We start from the raw sequence: 15,002 nt of genomic DNA on the forward strand, positions 1-15,002 counted from the left end.
CATGCGGGTAGCGATCATCGATTACGGGTCGGGCAATCTGCGCTCGGCCACCAAGGCCTTCGAGCGCGCCGCGCATGAGGCGGGCATTGCGGCGACCATCGATCTCACCGCCGATGCCGAGCGGGTGCGCAGCGCCGACCGCATCGTGCTGCCGGGCGTCGGCGCCTATGCCGACTGCGCCGCCGGCCTTCATGCCGTTGCCGGCATGTGGGAAGCGGTGGAAGAGGCGGCCCTTCGCAAGGCGCGGCCTTTCCTCGGCATCTGCGTCGGCATGCAGCTGATGTCGGAACGCGGGCTGGAAAAGACGATCACCAAAGGGTTTGGCTGGATCGCCGGCGACGTCAAGGAAATCAAGCCGGCCGATCCGGCGCTGAAAATCCCGCAGATCGGCTGGAACACGATCGAGCTTCAACGCAAGCATCCGCTGTTTTCGGGCATCGAGACCGGCCCGAAGGGGCTGCATGCCTATTTCGTCCACTCCTACCACCTGGAAACGAGGAACCCTGCCGAAGTGCTGGCGACGGCCGAATATGGCGGCCCGGTGACGGCGGCGGTTGCCCGCGACAACCTTGCCGGCACGCAGTTCCATCCCGAGAAAAGCCAGGCGCTCGGCTTGGCGCTGATCGCCAATTTCCTGAAGTGGAGGCCTTAGCCATGGGCAAGAAGGGCTATTGGATCGCCATGATCGATGTTCGCGACACGGGCGCGTACAAGAACTACATCGAGGCCAATGCGAAGGCCTTCGCCAAATATGGCGCCAAGTTTCCGGTCCGGGCAGGACGCTACACGAGCCCGGAAGGGCCGACGGGGAACCGCCATGTGGTGGTGGAGTTTTCATCCTACGAAACGGCGCTCGCCTGCTACGAGTCGCCGGAATACCAGGAAGCCTTGAAGTTCCGGCTGGCGTCGTCGACCGGCCATTTCGTCATCGTCGAGGGCGCCTGACCGTGATCCTCTTTCCAGCTATCGACCTCAAGGACGGCAAATGCGTGCGCCTCAAGCATGGCGACATGGCCACCGCCACCATCTACAACGATGATCCGGCAGCCCAGGCGAGAGCCTTCGAGGAGCAGGGTTTCGAATGGTTGCACGTGGTCGACCTCAACGGTGCCTTCAAGGGCCATAGCGTCAATTCCGCCGCGGTCGGCGCCATCCTCAAGGCGACGAAAAACCCGGTGCAGCTCGGCGGCGGCATCCGCACGCTGGCGCAGATCGAGGACTGGCTGGACCGCGGCCTGACGCGCGTCATCCTTGGCACGATCGCGGTGCGCGAGCCCGAGCTGGTGAAGCAAGCCTGCAAGGCCTTTCCCGGCAAGATCGCCGTCGGCATCGATGCCAAGGACGACAAGGTCGCTGTCGAGGGGTGGGCCGAAGCCTCGGAGCTCGGCGTCATCGAGCTGGCGAAGAAGTTCGAGGGCGCGGGCGTCGCCGCCATCATCTACACCGATATCGATCGCGACGGCGTGCTTTCCGGCATCAACTGGGACGCCACCATCGATCTCGCCGAGGCGGTGTCGATCCCGGTGATCGCGTCCGGCGGGCTGGCCTCGATCGCCGACATTGTGCGCATGACCATGCCCGACGCGCAAAAACTCGAAGGCGCGATCTCCGGCCGGGCGCTTTATGACGGCCGCATCGATCCGGCGGAGGCGCTGGCGATCCTGCGCGGCGAGACGATGGAGGCAAGGCCGTGAACGTCTCGATCATCCTGGCATCCTATGACAGCGGCCACTATCACGGCGGTTGCGGCCAGGGTCCGGACGCGCTGATGGCCGGCGGCCTGGCCGAGGCGCTCAAGCTTGCCGGCCACGACATCGACGTCCACGACATCGGCAGGGTTAGCGAGGACGAGCAGGCGCGCGAGATCGCAACCGGCTTCGCGGTCTGCAACGCCGTTTCCGGCGAGGTTCGGATTGCCCGCGACAACGGCCGGTTTCCCATCGTGCTCGCCGGCAACTGCCTGACCAGCGCCGGCGCGGTGGCCGGCGAAGGCGCCGACGCCATCATCTGGGCCGACCAGCACGGCGACATCAACACGCCGGATACCTCGACGTCGGGCTTTCTCGACGGCATGGCGCTGGCGACGGTGCTCGGCCTCTGCTGGCGGCCGATGGCGGGGCAGATTCCGGGCTTCAAGGCGATCGATCCCGCCCGCTCGGTGCTCGTCAATGCACGCGACCTCGACACAGCGGAAAGGGAACTGCTGGAAAAGCTCCCTGTCATCCGCGCGGAATGCCCCGACTGGTCGCGCGCGGGCGAGAGGCTGAAGGCGGCCGGCGCGGAGCTGGTGCACATGCATATCGACCTCGACGTCCACGACCCGGAAGAATTGCAGGCCAACCGCTACGCGACGCCCGGCGGTCCCGGACCGGACGAGTTGCGGCAAGCCATGTGCGGCATTGCCGGCGCACTGCCCGTCGCCGGCCTCACCATCTCCGCCTATGATCCTGCCTTCGATGCCAAGGGCGAGGTGCCGCCGCTGGTCGGCGAGCTGCTGGTCGACCTGCTCGCGACACTTGGGAGAAGCTGATGCTGAAGGCCCGCGTCATTCCTTGCCTCGACGTCAAGAACGGCCGTGTGGTCAAGGGCGTCAATTTCGTCGACCTCATCGATGCCGGCGATCCGGTCGAGGCCGCCAAGGCCTATGACGCGGCCGGCGCCGACGAGCTCTGCTTCCTCGACATCACCGCATCGTCCGACAATCGCGAGACGATCTTCGACGTCGTCGCCCGCACCGCGGAGCAATGCTTCATGCCGCTGACCGTCGGCGGCGGCGTGCGCCAGGTGGCCGACATCAGGAAGCTGCTTCTGGCCGGCGCCGACAAGGTGTCGATCAACACGGCGGCGGTGAAGAACCCGGACTTCGTCACGGAAGCCGCCGACAAGTTCGGCAACCAGTGCATCGTGGTGGCGATCGACGCCAAGAAGGTGTCGGCGGCCGGCGAGGCCGACCGATGGGAGATCTTCACCCATGGCGGGCGCGAGAAGACCGGTATCGACGCGGTCGAATTCGCCAGGAAAATGGTCGATCGCGGCGCCGGCGAGATCCTGCTTACCTCGATGGACCGCGACGGCACCAAGGCCGGCTACGACATCGGGCTCACCCGCGCCGTTGCCGACGCGGTACGCGTGCCGGTGATCGCTTCGGGCGGCGTCGGCACGCTCGACCACATGGTCGAGGGCATCCGCGACGGCCATGCCGGCGCGGTGCTTGCCGCCTCGATCTTCCATTTCGGCACCTACACCATCGCGCAAGCCAAGGCGCATATGGCCAAGGCCGGCCTGCCGATGCGGCTGGACTCGCCGGTTCAACGGGCTTAAAGCATGATCCCGAAAAGCGGGACCCCGTTTTTCGGAAAAGATCATGCTTAAACAAGCAGATAGATGACTGTCATGGCTCAATTTTCGCTCGCCGAGCTAGAAACGATCATCCACCAACGCGCCCATTCCGGCGACCCGGACTCGTGGACGGCGAAGCTGTTCGCCAAGGGCATGGACAAGGCGGCGCAGAAGCTCGGCGAGGAAGCCGTCGAGACCGTGATCGCCGCCGTGCGCGGCGACCGGCAGAGCCTCGTTTCGGAAAGTGCTGATCTTATATATCATTGGCTGGTCGTTCTCGGCATCGCCGGCGTGCCGCTGGACGAGGTTGTGAAGGAGCTCGAGGGCCGCAGCGGCCGCTCGGGCGTTGCCGAAAAGGCGTCGCGGCCCAAGGGCTGACCGAAAGAGACGGACAGAGCATGATGTCGCCCGAAAACCGCTTCGCACTTTTCGGCAGCATGCTCTAGGAGGGCAGGAGGCTCGATGGACCAGCTCGCTCCGACCGAGAAATATTCCCCCTATCGTTTCTTCTCGGCCGAGCAATGGTCACAGTTCCGCGCCGATACGCCGCTGACCCTCACCGAGGACGAGATCGACCGGCTGCGGTCGCTGAACGACCCGGTCGACCTCGAGGAGGTCAAGCGCATCTATTTGTCGCTTTCCCGCCTGCTTTCCGCGCATGTCGAGGCGAGCCAGCTGCTGTTCCGGCAGCGGCAGGCCTTCTTCAACGCGCCGGATGTGGTCAAGACACCGTTCATCATCGGCATCGCCGGCTCGGTGGCGGTCGGCAAATCGACCACGGCGCGCGTGCTGAAGGAACTCCTGGCGCGCTGGCCGTCGAGCCCCAAGGTCGATCTCATCACCACCGACGGCTTCCTGCTGCCCAACGAGGTTCTGCGCCGCGACAACCTGATGGAGCGCAAGGGCTTTCCCGACAGCTACGACGTCGGCGCGCTGCTGAGATTCCTGTCCGGCATCAAGTCGGCGCAGCGCGACGTCCGCGCGCCGGTCTATTCGCACCTGACCTATGACGTCATCCCCGGCGAGTTCGTCACCATCGACAGGCCGGACATTCTGATCTTCGAAGGCATCAACGTCTTGCAGCCGGGCAAGCTGCCCAAGGACGGCAAGATCGTGCCGTTCCTGTCCGATTTCTTCGACTTCGCCATCTATATCGACGCCGACGAGAAGCTGATCCACCAGTGGTACATCCAGCGCTTCATGCGCCTGCGCGAGACCGCCTTCCGCAATCCGGACTCCTTCTTCCACCGCTATTCGCAGCTTTCGGAGGATGCCGCGCGCGCCATCGCCGAAGGCCTGTGGAGCAACATCAACCTGAAGAACCTGCGCGAGAACATCCTGCCGACCAGGGCGCGCGCCGATCTCATCCTGCGCAAAGGCGCCAATCACCTGGTCGAAGAGGTGGCGCTGCGGAAACTCTGATCGAATGCGGCGGCGTGGAGTGCCGCGGACTGGCGCGTCGCCCTGATGCGGTTCAGCGACGTGCTTCAGGTGTTGGTTTGATGCATGTCGTTCCCCCGAAACAAGGAGACGAGCCTCAGAAAACCGCGGCGGCCGCCACGGGACGATCGACGGTTCGGGCCGGCAGGCTCGGCACTGGCCGGCGGTCCGCGGGGATCAGCTGGCGGGCCACGACGTAAATCGCAAGCACGACGATGGCCGCGACATAGCCATCAATGGCGTAGTGCCACGCCAGATAGACCGAACTGAACGCGACAAAGGCCACATAGAGCAAAGCGACGGCGCCGAGCCGGCGGCTATATTCGCGCACGAACAATGCGTTGAGCATCGCAAGACCGACGTGGACACTGGGGAACGCCGAGATGCCTGTAGCGAACCCGGTCTGCTTGGCCTCATACAGCGACCATAGATATTGCTGATAGAAAGCAGCCGAGTTGCTCGATGCGGCACCGCGGGCGAGGAATGCAAGCTGCTCGCCAAACCGCGCCGTGTCTCCCGTGACCGCGCCGTAAAATGCCGGACCTGCCGACAGGAACAGCGCCGCCAGGATGTTCCCGACGACAATCCAGACCGCCATGAAGCAGGCGAGATAGCGCGTTCGGACCGATGCCACCATCGGCGATGTCGCGACGAAGAACAAGGCGCCGAAATTCAGCAGAAACCAGAAGACGTTGTAGTTCCACTCTATTACGGCGCGCACCCGATCGCTTTCGGCCACGGCGTAGAGCCAGCGCCACGGATCGGTGCCAAAATGGAGGAAAGCGTCGATGTTGGCTTGCACGACGTCGTATCGAAAGCCGCCCTGCCAGACCGACATCCCGTTTTTCACAGAGGTGAAGTTGCCCTGGAAGATCATGAGCGCCGTGAGAAGGCACAACCCCGATAGCGAATATGCCAGCCGCTCGGTGGAAAACACCCTTTTCACGACCAGACGCCGCCGGGAATTGAAACGATGTATGATGAAAATCGCGTCGGCAAGAACGGCCATTGTGGGCAATACGAAGCCGTTGAGCGAAATCCACGACCCGAAATATATCGAGAACGCGAGGCGATCGGCGGCGCCTATCGCGTTCAGAAAGATCAGCCCGGCCAGAACATAGATGACGATGGCCAGATAGAGACCCGAATCCCTGCGAACGAGCTGGACCGCCTCCCTGACGATCGCCCACACGCCGCGCGGGACCGAACAGCTTTCCGTCATTGCCAGACCCCAGGCTGCAACAGCTGACCCGTCTTTATGAGAGAAAATTATAGATTTGGTTAGCTTTCGGGCACCGTCACCCGCCGCACCGTCAGATTAATGCGGCCGCCATTCTTCAGCAGCGCCGACGTCGCGGGGTAGATGCGGTCGACGCCGTGGTACGAGAGACGCCCCTCGCCGCCCAGCACGACGACATCGCCGCTCTTCAGCCTGAACGACTTCGTGCCGCCTTCGCGCGTGGTCTGGCCGACCCGGAACAGGCAGTCGTCGCCCAGCGACACCGACACGACCGGTGCTTTGAAATCCTGCTCGTCCCGGTCCTGGTGCAGGCCCATCCTGGCGTCCGCCGAATAGAAATTGACCAGGCAGGCCTCCGGCGGATGCGCATAGGCCGAAACCTCGCGCCACAGTTTCAGCAGGGCTTCGGGGATCGGCGGCCACGGCTGGCTCGTCACCGGATGCGTCGGCTGGTAGCGATAGCCGCGCTCGCGGTCGGTCACCCAGCCGAGCGTGCCGCAATTGGTCATGCGCACGCTCATCTCCTTGCCGGTGCGCGGCATGGCCGGCACGTAAAGCGGCGCGGCCTGCACGACGCGCCTGATCTCCTCGACCAGCGCTTCCTGCGCCGCGCGCGGCAGATAGCCCGGCATGTGCCGAACGCCCTTGGGCAGAACGAGCATGAGATTCGATCCGATCAATTCGCCCGAGCATGCCATCGATAAGATGGCTCCGCGACCCGAAAGCGGATCCGCCGCCGGATCTCGGCCTCAGTCGTTCTCCACCCGGCCGCGCAGCTTCTTCACCGTCGCGCGCCCGGCCTTGGTCTTGAGGCGCCGCTCGACGGCGCCCTTCGAGGGTTTCGTCTTCTTGCGCGGCGGCGGCGGCGGCTCGGCCGCCTTGCCGACCAGTGCCGTCAGCCGCGCCCGCGCGTCGGCGCGATTCTGCTCCTGGGTGCGGAAACGCCCGGCTTCGATGACGATGACGCCATCCTTGGTGGCGCGCTGGCCGGCAAGCTTGATGGCGCGCGCCCGTACCCGCTCCGACAGGCCCGGCGCGTTTGCCGCGTCGAAGCGCAACTGCACGGCGGTCGCCACCTTGTTGACGTTCTGGCCGCCCGGACCGGAAGAGCGGATGAAATCCTCGTGCAGGTCGCCCGGATGGATGACCGCGTCGCTGGCAATGATGATCCTGTCGTCGGCACTCATGCGCGCAGTCATGGCGCGGCGGCGAAAAAAAGAAAAGGCCCGGCAGAAGCCGGGCCCGAAGGAAAGGATGCGGGGAAGGATGCCGCGAAGCGGCTATTCGGCCGCTTCCTGCAGATGCGGCGCAGCGCCCAAGATGGTCGCGTCGACATGCTTCTCGAACTTCTCGAAGTTGACCGCGAACATGCCGACCAGCTTCGCGGCCTGGCGGTCGTAGGCCGGCTTGTCGGCCCAGGTCGAGCGCGGATCGAGGATGGCGCCGTCGACGCCCGGAACCGCCACCGGCACCTCGAAGCCGAAATTGGCGTCGGTGCGGAATTCGGCGTCGTTGAGCGAGCCCTCGAGCGCCGCACCCAGCAGCGCGCGCGTCACCTTGATCGGCATGCGGCGGCCGGTGCCGTAGGCGCCGCCGGTCCAACCGGTGTTGACCAGCCAGCAGTCGACGCCGTGGCCCGCGATCAGCTGGCGCAGCAGATTGCCGTATTCGGACGGATGGCGCGGCATGAAGGGCGCGCCGAAGCAGGTCGAGAACGTCGCCTCGGGCTCGGTGACGCCCTTCTCGGTACCTGCGACCTTCGCGGTGTAGCCGGAGAGGAAGTGATACATAGCCTGAGCCGGCGTCAGCCTGGCGATCGGCGGCATGACGCCGAAGGCATCGGCCGTCAGCATGATGATGTTCTTCGGATGACCGGCGCGACCGGTCTTGCTGGCGTTGGGTATGTAATCGAGCGGATAGGCGCAGCGCGTGTTTTCGGTGAGGCTGCCGTCGTTGAAGTCCGGCACGCGGACGGCGTCGAGCACGACATTCTCCAGCACCGTGCCGAAGCGCTGCGTGGTGGCGAAGATCTCGGGCTCCGCCTCGGCCGACAGCCGGATCGTCTTGGCGTAGCAGCCGCCCTCGAAGTTGAAGATGCCATGCGGACCCCAGCCGTGCTCGTCGTCGCCGATCAGCGTCCGCGACGGATCGGCCGACAGCGTCGTCTTGCCGGTTCCGGACAGGCCGAAGAAGACGGCCGCGTCGCCGGCGGGCCCTTCATTGGCCGAGCAATGCATCGGCATCACGCCTTTCTCCGGCAGCAGGTAGTTCAGCATGGTGAACACCGACTTCTTCATCTCGCCGGCATAGGACGTGCCGCCGATCAGCACGATCTTGCGGGTCAGATCGACCGCGATCACCGTCTCCGTGCGAGTGCCGTGGCGGGCGGGATCGGCGCGGAAGGACGGCAGGTCGATGATCGTCATCTCCGGCACGAAGCGGTCGAGCTCCGAAGCTTCCGGGCGGATCAGGAGATTGCGGATGAACAGCGAGTGCCAGGCGAATTCGGTGACGACCCGGACCGGCAACCGGAACTCGGTGTCGGCGCCGCCGACCAGATCCTGCACATAGAGGTCCCTGGCCATCGCATGGGCGCGGAAATCGGCATGGAGCGCCTCGAACTCGGCCGGTGAGATCGCCTTGTTGTTGTCCCACCAGACATGCGGCCCGGTATTGTCGTCGCGCACGACGAACTTGTCCTTCGGCGAGCGTCCGGTGTGCTGGCCGGTCTCGGCAACCAGCGCGCCCTGCGCCGTCAATTTCGCCTCGCCGCGGCGGATCGCTTCCTCGTAGAGCTCGGCGGCGCCGAAATTGTATCGCACCGTGCCCGTAGTCTTCAGGCCGATCGCGTCAATGGCGTAGTCGGGGTTGCGTTTGCCGGCTTCCGACATCAAATTTCCTCTCTGGATTTTGGCCGCGTTTGACAGATGAATTGCCGGAACGCGCAAGGGGCTAGATAGGCTCAGAACCAGAAAAGGCGAATGATATCAAATCTTTAATCGATTTAAAAAATTTGAAAGTTGTTTAAATCGTTTAGATGTGCAAAAAATCACAGAGATTGCCCAAAGGATTGGCAGGTTTCGTTCGTCCAATCCCGTTGCGGGTGCGATCGTGTGTAGCGGCAGGCCGCCCGTGACTTCGGACTGGGCCCGTGCCACATTTTGTACCCAATTTGTCCTGCAAAAGCCCTTTCTCGACGACAGAAGGGACAGCTCATGAGGGAGCCGCTTGAAATGGCAACAATCGCGCTTGTCGACGACGACCGCAATATTTTGACTTCGGTGTCGATCGCGCTCGAATCCGAGGGCTACCGCGTCGAAACCTACACCGACGGCGCGTCGGCGCTGGAAGGCCTGGCGGCGCGGCCGCCGAACCTCGCCATTCTCGACATCAAGATGCCGCGCATGGACGGCATGGAGCTGCTGCGCCGGATGCGGCAGAAATCCGACCTGCCGGTCATCTTCCTGACCTCGAAGGACGACGAGATCGACGAATTGTTCGGCCTCAAGATGGGTGCCGACGACTTCATCCGCAAACCGTTCTCGCAACGCCTCCTGGTCGAGCGGGTACGCGCGGTGCTGCGCCGCACCAGCGCCCGCGAGGCGGCCGCAAAGGCGCCCAGCCAGCAGGCGCGCTCGCTCGAGCGCGGCCAGCTGGTGATGGACCAGGAGCGGCACACCTGCACCTGGAAGGGCGAGCCGGTGACGCTGACGGTGACCGAGTTCCTGATCCTGCATTCGCTGGCGCAGCGCCCCGGTGTGGTAAAAAGCCGTGATGCGCTGATGGATTCGGCCTATGATGAGCAGGTCTATGTCGACGACCGCACCATCGACAGCCACATCAAGCGGCTGCGCAAGAAGTTCAAGGCCGTCGATGACGACTTCGAGATGATCGAAACCCTCTACGGAGTCGGGTACCGCTTCCGCGAAGCATGAATAGGCAGTAGGCAGTAGTGAATAGTCGGTAGTCAGTTTTGAATGGTGCTAGCGGCCACTCATGCTAGCCGCGGTCTCAGCCAATCATTTCTCTATTCCCTACTGCCTACTCACTACTCACTAATTTAACCAGGGACTGCTAGTCGATGGCAGTGGACGTAGAGCGAGGCAGGCGGGCGGGCGCGACGAAGCGCCCGTCGCGGATCGTGCCCGCATTCCTGTCGAAGATCACCGTGCCGATGCGCCGGTTTCTCGGCCACCACATCTTCTCCAGCCTGACGCGGCGCATCCTGTTCCTCAACCTGGCCGGCCTTGCCGTGCTGGTCACCGGCATCCTCTACCTAAACACCTTCCGCGACGGGCTGATCGACGCCCGCGTCGAAAGCCTGATGACGCAGGGCGAGATCATTGCCGGCGCCATCGCGGCGTCGGCGACGGTCGAGACCGACTCGATCAGCATCGATCCGGAAAAGCTGCTCGAGCTGCAGGCCGGGGAAAGCCTGGGACCGGGTTCCGACCAGCTCGACAACCTCGACTTCCCGATCAATCCCGAACGCGTGGCGCCGGTGTTGAGAAGGCTGATCTCGCCGACCCGCACGCGCGCCCGCATCTATGACCGCGACGCCAACCTTCTGCTCGATTCGCGGCATCTCTATTCGCGCGGCCAGATCCTGCGCTACGACCTGCCGCCTGTCGACGACGAGCAGCCGGACCTTCTGGAGCGCGTCGAGAAATTCGTCTTCGACTTCTTCCGCAACAAGGACCTGCCCGTCTATCACGAGCAGCCCGGCGGCAACGGCGCGGCCTTCCCCGAAGTGGTCAAGGCGCTGACCGGCGGCCCCTCGACCATCGTGCGGGTGAGCGAGCAGGGCGAGCAGATCGTCTCGGTCGCGGTGCCGATCCAGCGCTTCCGCGCCGTGCTCGGTGTCTTGATGCTGTCCACCGAAGGCGGCGACATCGACAAGATCGTCGCGGCCGAGCGCAAGGCGATCCTGCGCGTGTTCGGCATCGCGGCGCTCGTCACCGCGATCCTGTCGCTGCTCTTGGCCTCCACCATCGCCAATCCGCTGCGGCGGCTGTCAGCCGCCGCGGTACGGGTGCGGCGCGGCGTCAAGAACCGGGAGGAGATCCCGGACTTCTCAGACCGCCAGGACGAGATCGGCAATCTGTCGATCGCGGTGCGCGACATGACCAACGCGCTCTATGCGCGCATCGAGGCGATCGAAAGCTTCGCCGCCGACGTCTCGCACGAGCTCAAGAACCCGCTGACCTCGCTGCGCAGCGCGGTCGAAACGCTGCCGCTGGCCAAGAACGACACCTCCCGCGCGCGTCTGATGGAGATCATCCAGCATGACGTGAAGCGGCTCGACCGGCTGATCACCGACATCTCCGATGCGTCGCGCCTCGACGCCGAATTGGCGCGCGAGGATGCCTCGACGGTCGACCTGAAGAAGTTCATCACCGATCTCGTCGCGGTCTCGCGCGAGACGACGCGCAACAAGAAGACGGTCGAGATCGAGCTCAAGGTCGCCAAGCTGCCGCAGGGCGTCAAAGGCTATGTCGTCGTCGGCCACGACCTCAGGATCGGCCAGGTCATCACCAACCTGATCGAGAATGCGCGTTCCTTCGTTCCCGAGGAGCACGGCCACATCGCCATCTCGCTGGCGCGCGCCGGCAAGTTCAACATTGTAACCGTCGACGACAACGGTCCTGGCATCAGGGCCGAAAAGATCGACCGCATCTTCGAGCGCTTCTACACCGACCGGCCGGCCGGCGAGGCCTTCGGCCAGAATTCCGGCCTCGGACTGTCGATCAGCCGCCAGATCGTCGAAGCGCATGGCGGCACGCTGACGGCGGAAAACATCCCCGGCACCAAGCCCGGCGAGATCAAGGGCGCGCGTTTCGTGGTGACGCTGCCGGCCGAAGGCTGATCTCCGGTCCAGACAGGATAGCAAGACACGACCATGTCCGATCCTGCCGCAAAGCCTGAAAATATCCACGCAACGGCGATCCTGATCGGCGAGCGCGGCGTGCTCATCACCGGGCCGTCCGGCGCCGGCAAGACGACGCTGGCGCTGACGCTCATCGACCATTGCCGGGCGCGCGGTCTGTTTTCGCGGCTGATCGGCGACGACAGGCTGCTTGCCGCCGCGCATGGCGGGCGGCTGGTCTGCCGCGCGCCGCCCATCATCGCCGGCCTCGCCGAAGTGCCGGGCTTCATGCCGCGCCCGCTGCCGTTCGAACCGGGCGGCGTGATCGACCTCCATATCCGGCTGGTGCCGAAGGCAGAAATGGCCCGTTTTCAGGAAGAAATCAGCGAGCCGGTCGCGGGCTGCCCGGTGCCGCGCATCGATCTTGCCGAGCGCAATGCCGTCACAGCCTTGCCGGCCGTGATGGCGCGGCTGTCGATCCTGCCCTTCTCGTGATCCGGCCGGGTTTTTTGCTGCAATGCGTCAAAATGGCCCAGGCCGTCGCAATTTTGGGCTTGTCAACCGGCCGTGCGTCGACAAGATAGCGCTCCCGCCGCCTGGAATGGCCGGCGAACATAAGATACGCCTGTAAAGCGGCGATGACGGGAGCCACCAAAGAATGATCGGACTCGTGCTCGTGACGCACGGTCAACTCGCCACCGAGTTCCGGCATGCCGTAGAACATGTGGTGGGGCCACAAGACAATTTCGAAACGGTCGCGATCGGCGCCGACGACGACATGGAGAAGCGCCGCGCCGACATCGTCGACGCGGTGGCGCGCGTCGACAGCGGCGCCGGCGTCATCGTGCTTACCGACATGTTCGGCGGCACGCCGTCCAACCTCGCCATCTCGGTGATGGAATCGGGCCGCACCGAGGTGATCGCCGGCATGAACCTGCCGATGCTGATCAAGCTCTCCTCGGTCCGCAAGGGCGACAACATGGCCGCCGCGCTCGACGAGGCGCAGGCCGCGGGACGCAAGTACATCAACGTCGCCAGCCAGCTTCTGAGCAGCAAATGAACGCCCATGCGCCGGAAAAGGACGAGGTGGTGCGAGAATTCCCGATCGTCAACCAGCGCGGCCTGCATGCCCGCGCCTCGGCCAAGTTCGTCCAGGTCGCCAGCGGCTTCGACGCCACCATCCATGTCGAGAAGGACGGCGTGAAGGTCGGCGGCACCTCGATCATGGGCCTGATGATGCTGGCGGCAAGCCCCGGCTATTCGATCCGCGTCACCGCCACCGGCCCGCAAGCGGGCCCGGCGATGGACGCGCTGGAGCAGCTGGTCGCCTCGCGCTTCGGCGAGGAAATCTGACTTTTGTTTCGGTGCATGCCGTTGTCCCAAAACCGCAACACAGTTTTGGGCGACATGAACCGCGCTACGAAAGACATGCACGAATAAAGATTTCTTTATATCCCATTGTCGTTTGGCGGCCGATCTGCTAGTCAGGCCGGCAAATCCGCGCCCTCCATGCGCCGTCCCGGCGCCGGCGCGCTTTCGAAGACAATCACACCGGAGCACTGCCATGACGGGTAGCAAGGACTATGTGGTCGCCGACATCTCGCTTGCCGGCTGGGGCCGCAAGGAGATCGAGATCGCCGAAACCGAAATGCCGGGCCTGATGGCCTGCCGCGAGGAATTCGGCGACAGGAAGCCGCTCAAGGGCGCGCGCATCACCGGCTCGCTGCATATGACGATCCAGACGGCGGTGCTGATCGAGACTCTGAAGGCGCTGGGCGCCGACATCCGCTGGGCCTCCTGCAACATCTTCTCGACCCAGGACCATGCCGCCGCGGCGATCGCCGAGGCCGGCATTCCGGTGTTCGCCATCAAGGGCGAGTCGCTCGAGGACTATTGGGACTACACCGACCGGATCTTCCAGTGGGCCGACGGCGGCACCTCCAACATGATCCTCGACGACGGCGGCGACGCCACCATGTACATCTTGCTCGGCGCCCGCGCCGAGGCCGGCGAGGACGTGCTGTCCAATCCCGGCAGCGAAGAGGAGGAGATCCTGTTCGCCCAGATCAAGAAGCGCATGAAGGCCTCGCCCGGCTTCTTCGCCAAGCAGAAGGAAGCGATCCGCGGCGTCACCGAGGAGACCACCACCGGCGTCAACCGGCTCTACCAGCTGCAGAAGAAGGGCCTGCTGCCCTTCCCGGCGATCAATGTCAACGATTCCGTCACCAAGTCGAAGTTCGACAACAAATATGGCTGCAAGGAATCGCTGGTCGACGGCATCCGCCGCGGCACCGACACCATGATGGCCGGCAAGGTCGCGGTGGTCTGCGGCTACGGCGACGTCGGCAAGGGCTCGTCGGCTTCGCTGCGCGGCGCCGGCGCCCGCGTCAAGGTGACCGAGGTCGACCCGATCTGCGCGCTGCAGGCGGCGATGGACGGCTATGAGGTGGTGACGCTGGAAGACGCGGCCCCCACCGCCGACATCGTCATCACCACCACCGGCAATAAGGACGTCGTCACGCTCGACCACATGCGGGCGATGAAGGACATGGTGATCGTCGGCAATATCGGCCACTTCGACAACGAGATCCAGGTGGCGTCGCTGCGCAACCTGAAATGGACCAACGTCAAGCCGCAGGTGGACATGATCACCTTCCCGGACGGCAAGCGGATGATCCTTCTGTCCGAAGGCCGGCTGCTCAACCTCGGCAACGCCACCGGGCATCCGAGCTTCGTCATGTCGGCCTCGTTCACCAACCAGGTGCTGGCGCAGATCGAGCTCTTCACCAAGCACGGCCGGTACCAGAACCAGGTCTATGTGCTGCCCAAGCACCTCGACGAGAAGGTGGCGCGGCTGCATCTCGACAAGCTTGGCGCCAAACTCACCGCGCTATCGGGCGAGCAGGCCGCCTATATCGGCGTGACGCCGCAGGGTCCGTACAAGCCGGAACACTACCGCTATTAACCAAAGCGAAGTTTCCTACAATATATTGAAGCCGGGTGTTGACATTCCGCCCGGCTTCATTTTTTGCGCCGGTGATTCTTCACGCCGATTCCAGCAGGCGTTATTGTTGTGATTCGCGGTCCGGGGACGTAAGGGCCGGAACGCATTCAGGG

The 15,002-nt window shown here is 64.3% G+C and carries 17 protein-coding genes; 13 read left to right on the forward strand and 4 right to left on the reverse strand.

Annotated elements, in window-relative coordinates; translation table 11 throughout:
• Position 1: 1 nt before the first annotated feature.
• The 7 genes from hisH to coaA all read left to right on the forward strand — a co-directional run bounded on the left by hisH (position 2) and on the right by coaA (position 4,761).
• Positions 2 to 652: an imidazole glycerol phosphate synthase subunit HisH gene (gene hisH, locus EJ067_RS15475; protein ID WP_126086516.1), complete on the forward strand. Its 651-nt coding sequence runs from the start codon at positions 2 to 4 to the stop codon at positions 650 to 652.
• Positions 653 to 654: 2 nt separating this feature from the next.
• Positions 655 to 945 (forward strand): DUF1330 domain-containing protein, encoded by a 291-nt coding sequence (locus tag EJ067_RS15480; protein WP_126086517.1) that lies wholly within the window; start codon positions 655 to 657, stop codon positions 943 to 945.
• A gap of 2 nt (positions 946 to 947) precedes the next feature.
• Complete coding sequence (hisA, locus tag EJ067_RS15485; RefSeq protein ID WP_126086518.1) at positions 948 to 1,694, forward strand: 1-(5-phosphoribosyl)-5-[(5-phosphoribosylamino)methylideneamino]imidazole-4-carboxamide isomerase; 747 nt, start codon at positions 948 to 950, stop codon at positions 1,692 to 1,694.
• On the forward strand, positions 1,691 to 2,530 hold the full coding sequence (locus EJ067_RS15490) for an arginase family protein (RefSeq protein WP_126086519.1): 840 nt from the start codon (positions 1,691 to 1,693) through the stop codon (positions 2,528 to 2,530). Before hisA ends, EJ067_RS15490 begins: the two co-directional genes overlap by 4 nt.
• Complete coding sequence (hisF, locus tag EJ067_RS15495) at positions 2,527 to 3,321, forward strand: imidazole glycerol phosphate synthase subunit HisF (RefSeq protein ID WP_189510772.1); 795 nt, start codon at positions 2,527 to 2,529, stop codon at positions 3,319 to 3,321. The genes EJ067_RS15490 and hisF overlap by 4 nt, the downstream gene beginning before the upstream one ends.
• A 72-nt stretch (positions 3,322 to 3,393) precedes the next feature.
• Complete coding sequence (locus tag EJ067_RS15500; protein ID WP_126086521.1) at positions 3,394 to 3,717, forward strand: phosphoribosyl-ATP diphosphatase; 324 nt, start codon at positions 3,394 to 3,396, stop codon at positions 3,715 to 3,717.
• A gap of 84 nt (positions 3,718 to 3,801) precedes the next feature.
• Positions 3,802 to 4,761 carry a type I pantothenate kinase gene (coaA, locus tag EJ067_RS15505; protein ID WP_126086522.1) on the forward strand — a complete coding sequence of 320 codons (960 nt, stop codon included), beginning with the start codon at positions 3,802 to 3,804 and terminating at the stop codon, positions 4,759 to 4,761.
• 115 nt (positions 4,762 to 4,876) lie between these two features.
• On the opposite strand, the gene EJ067_RS15510 is transcribed toward coaA, so the two are convergent.
• From EJ067_RS15510 to EJ067_RS15525, 4 genes are all read right to left on the reverse strand, one after another.
• Entirely contained in the window at positions 4,877 to 5,971 is a 1,095-nt protein-coding gene (locus EJ067_RS15510; RefSeq protein ID WP_189510631.1) for a phosphatase PAP2 family protein, read from the reverse strand.
• 89 nt (positions 5,972 to 6,060) lie between these two features.
• The gene (locus EJ067_RS15515) at positions 6,061 to 6,681 is read right to left on the reverse strand and encodes an alpha-ketoglutarate-dependent dioxygenase AlkB (protein ID WP_126086524.1); all 621 of its coding nucleotides are present in this window, start codon (positions 6,679 to 6,681) and stop codon (positions 6,061 to 6,063) included.
• An 87-nt stretch (positions 6,682 to 6,768) separates the two neighbouring features.
• Positions 6,769 to 7,206 carry an alternative ribosome rescue aminoacyl-tRNA hydrolase ArfB gene (gene arfB, locus EJ067_RS15520; RefSeq protein ID WP_126086525.1) on the reverse strand — a complete coding sequence of 146 codons (438 nt, stop codon included), beginning with the start codon at positions 7,204 to 7,206 and terminating at the stop codon, positions 6,769 to 6,771.
• Positions 7,207 to 7,299: 93 nt separating this feature from the next.
• Positions 7,300 to 8,910, reverse strand: coding sequence for a phosphoenolpyruvate carboxykinase (locus EJ067_RS15525; RefSeq protein ID WP_126086526.1), 1,611 nt, complete (start codon positions 8,908 to 8,910; stop codon positions 7,300 to 7,302).
• Positions 8,911 to 9,252: 342 nt separating this feature from the next.
• On the opposite strand from EJ067_RS15525, the gene EJ067_RS15530 reads away from it, so the two are divergent.
• From EJ067_RS15530 to ahcY, 6 genes are all read left to right on the forward strand, one after another.
• A complete protein-coding gene (locus EJ067_RS15530; protein ID WP_006201274.1) occupies positions 9,253 to 9,954 on the forward strand; it encodes a response regulator transcription factor in 702 nt (233 codons plus the stop codon).
• 146 nt (positions 9,955 to 10,100) lie between these two features.
• Positions 10,101 to 11,885 carry a sensor histidine kinase gene (locus tag EJ067_RS15535; protein WP_126086527.1) on the forward strand — a complete coding sequence of 595 codons (1,785 nt, stop codon included), beginning with the start codon at positions 10,101 to 10,103 and terminating at the stop codon, positions 11,883 to 11,885.
• A gap of 33 nt (positions 11,886 to 11,918) precedes the next feature.
• Complete coding sequence (locus tag EJ067_RS15540) at positions 11,919 to 12,380, forward strand: HPr kinase/phosphorylase (RefSeq protein WP_126086528.1); 462 nt, start codon at positions 11,919 to 11,921, stop codon at positions 12,378 to 12,380.
• Positions 12,381 to 12,543: 163 nt separating this feature from the next.
• Positions 12,544 to 12,945: a PTS sugar transporter subunit IIA gene (locus tag EJ067_RS15550; RefSeq protein WP_126086530.1), complete on the forward strand. Its 402-nt coding sequence runs from the start codon at positions 12,544 to 12,546 to the stop codon at positions 12,943 to 12,945.
• The gene (locus EJ067_RS15555) at positions 12,942 to 13,238 is read left to right on the forward strand and encodes an HPr family phosphocarrier protein (RefSeq protein WP_067323867.1); all 297 of its coding nucleotides are present in this window, start codon (positions 12,942 to 12,944) and stop codon (positions 13,236 to 13,238) included. The genes EJ067_RS15550 and EJ067_RS15555 overlap by 4 nt, the downstream gene beginning before the upstream one ends.
• A gap of 211 nt (positions 13,239 to 13,449) precedes the next feature.
• Entirely contained in the window at positions 13,450 to 14,850 is a 1,401-nt protein-coding gene (ahcY, locus tag EJ067_RS15560) for an adenosylhomocysteinase (protein ID WP_126086531.1), read from the forward strand.
• Positions 14,851 to 15,002: the final 152 nt, after the last annotated feature.

It is taken from the genome of Mesorhizobium sp. M1D.F.Ca.ET.043.01.1.1 (genome assembly GCF_003952385.1).
Classification (GTDB): domain Bacteria; phylum Pseudomonadota; class Alphaproteobacteria; order Rhizobiales; family Rhizobiaceae; genus Mesorhizobium.

Excerpts from the sequence above, each read along its gene's own strand:
- ahcY (WP_126086531.1), top strand. The coding sequence starts at position 13,450 with ATGACGGGTAGCAAGGACTATGTGGTCGCCGACATCTCGCTTGCCGGC.
- EJ067_RS15515 (WP_126086524.1), bottom strand. The coding sequence starts at position 6,681 with ATGCTCGTTCTGCCCAAGGGCGTTCGGCACATGCCGGGCTATCTGCCG.
- hisH (WP_126086516.1), top strand. The coding sequence starts at position 2 with ATGCGGGTAGCGATCATCGATTACGGGTCGGGCAATCTGCGCTCGGCC.
- EJ067_RS15550 (WP_126086530.1), top strand. The coding sequence starts at position 12,544 with ATGATCGGACTCGTGCTCGTGACGCACGGTCAACTCGCCACCGAGTTC.
- EJ067_RS15525 (WP_126086526.1), bottom strand. The coding sequence starts at position 8,910 with ATGTCGGAAGCCGGCAAACGCAACCCCGACTACGCCATTGACGCGATC.
- coaA (WP_126086522.1), top strand. The coding sequence starts at position 3,802 with ATGGACCAGCTCGCTCCGACCGAGAAATATTCCCCCTATCGTTTCTTC.
- EJ067_RS15535 (WP_126086527.1), top strand. The coding sequence starts at position 10,101 with ATGGCAGTGGACGTAGAGCGAGGCAGGCGGGCGGGCGCGACGAAGCGC.
- EJ067_RS15500 (WP_126086521.1), top strand. The coding sequence starts at position 3,394 with ATGGCTCAATTTTCGCTCGCCGAGCTAGAAACGATCATCCACCAACGC.
- EJ067_RS15480 (WP_126086517.1), top strand. The coding sequence starts at position 655 with ATGGGCAAGAAGGGCTATTGGATCGCCATGATCGATGTTCGCGACACG.
- EJ067_RS15540 (WP_126086528.1), top strand. The coding sequence starts at position 11,919 with ATGTCCGATCCTGCCGCAAAGCCTGAAAATATCCACGCAACGGCGATC.
- arfB (WP_126086525.1), bottom strand. The coding sequence starts at position 7,206 with ATGAGTGCCGACGACAGGATCATCATTGCCAGCGACGCGGTCATCCAT.
- EJ067_RS15530 (WP_006201274.1), top strand. The coding sequence starts at position 9,253 with ATGGCAACAATCGCGCTTGTCGACGACGACCGCAATATTTTGACTTCG.
- EJ067_RS15555 (WP_067323867.1), top strand. The coding sequence starts at position 12,942 with ATGAACGCCCATGCGCCGGAAAAGGACGAGGTGGTGCGAGAATTCCCG.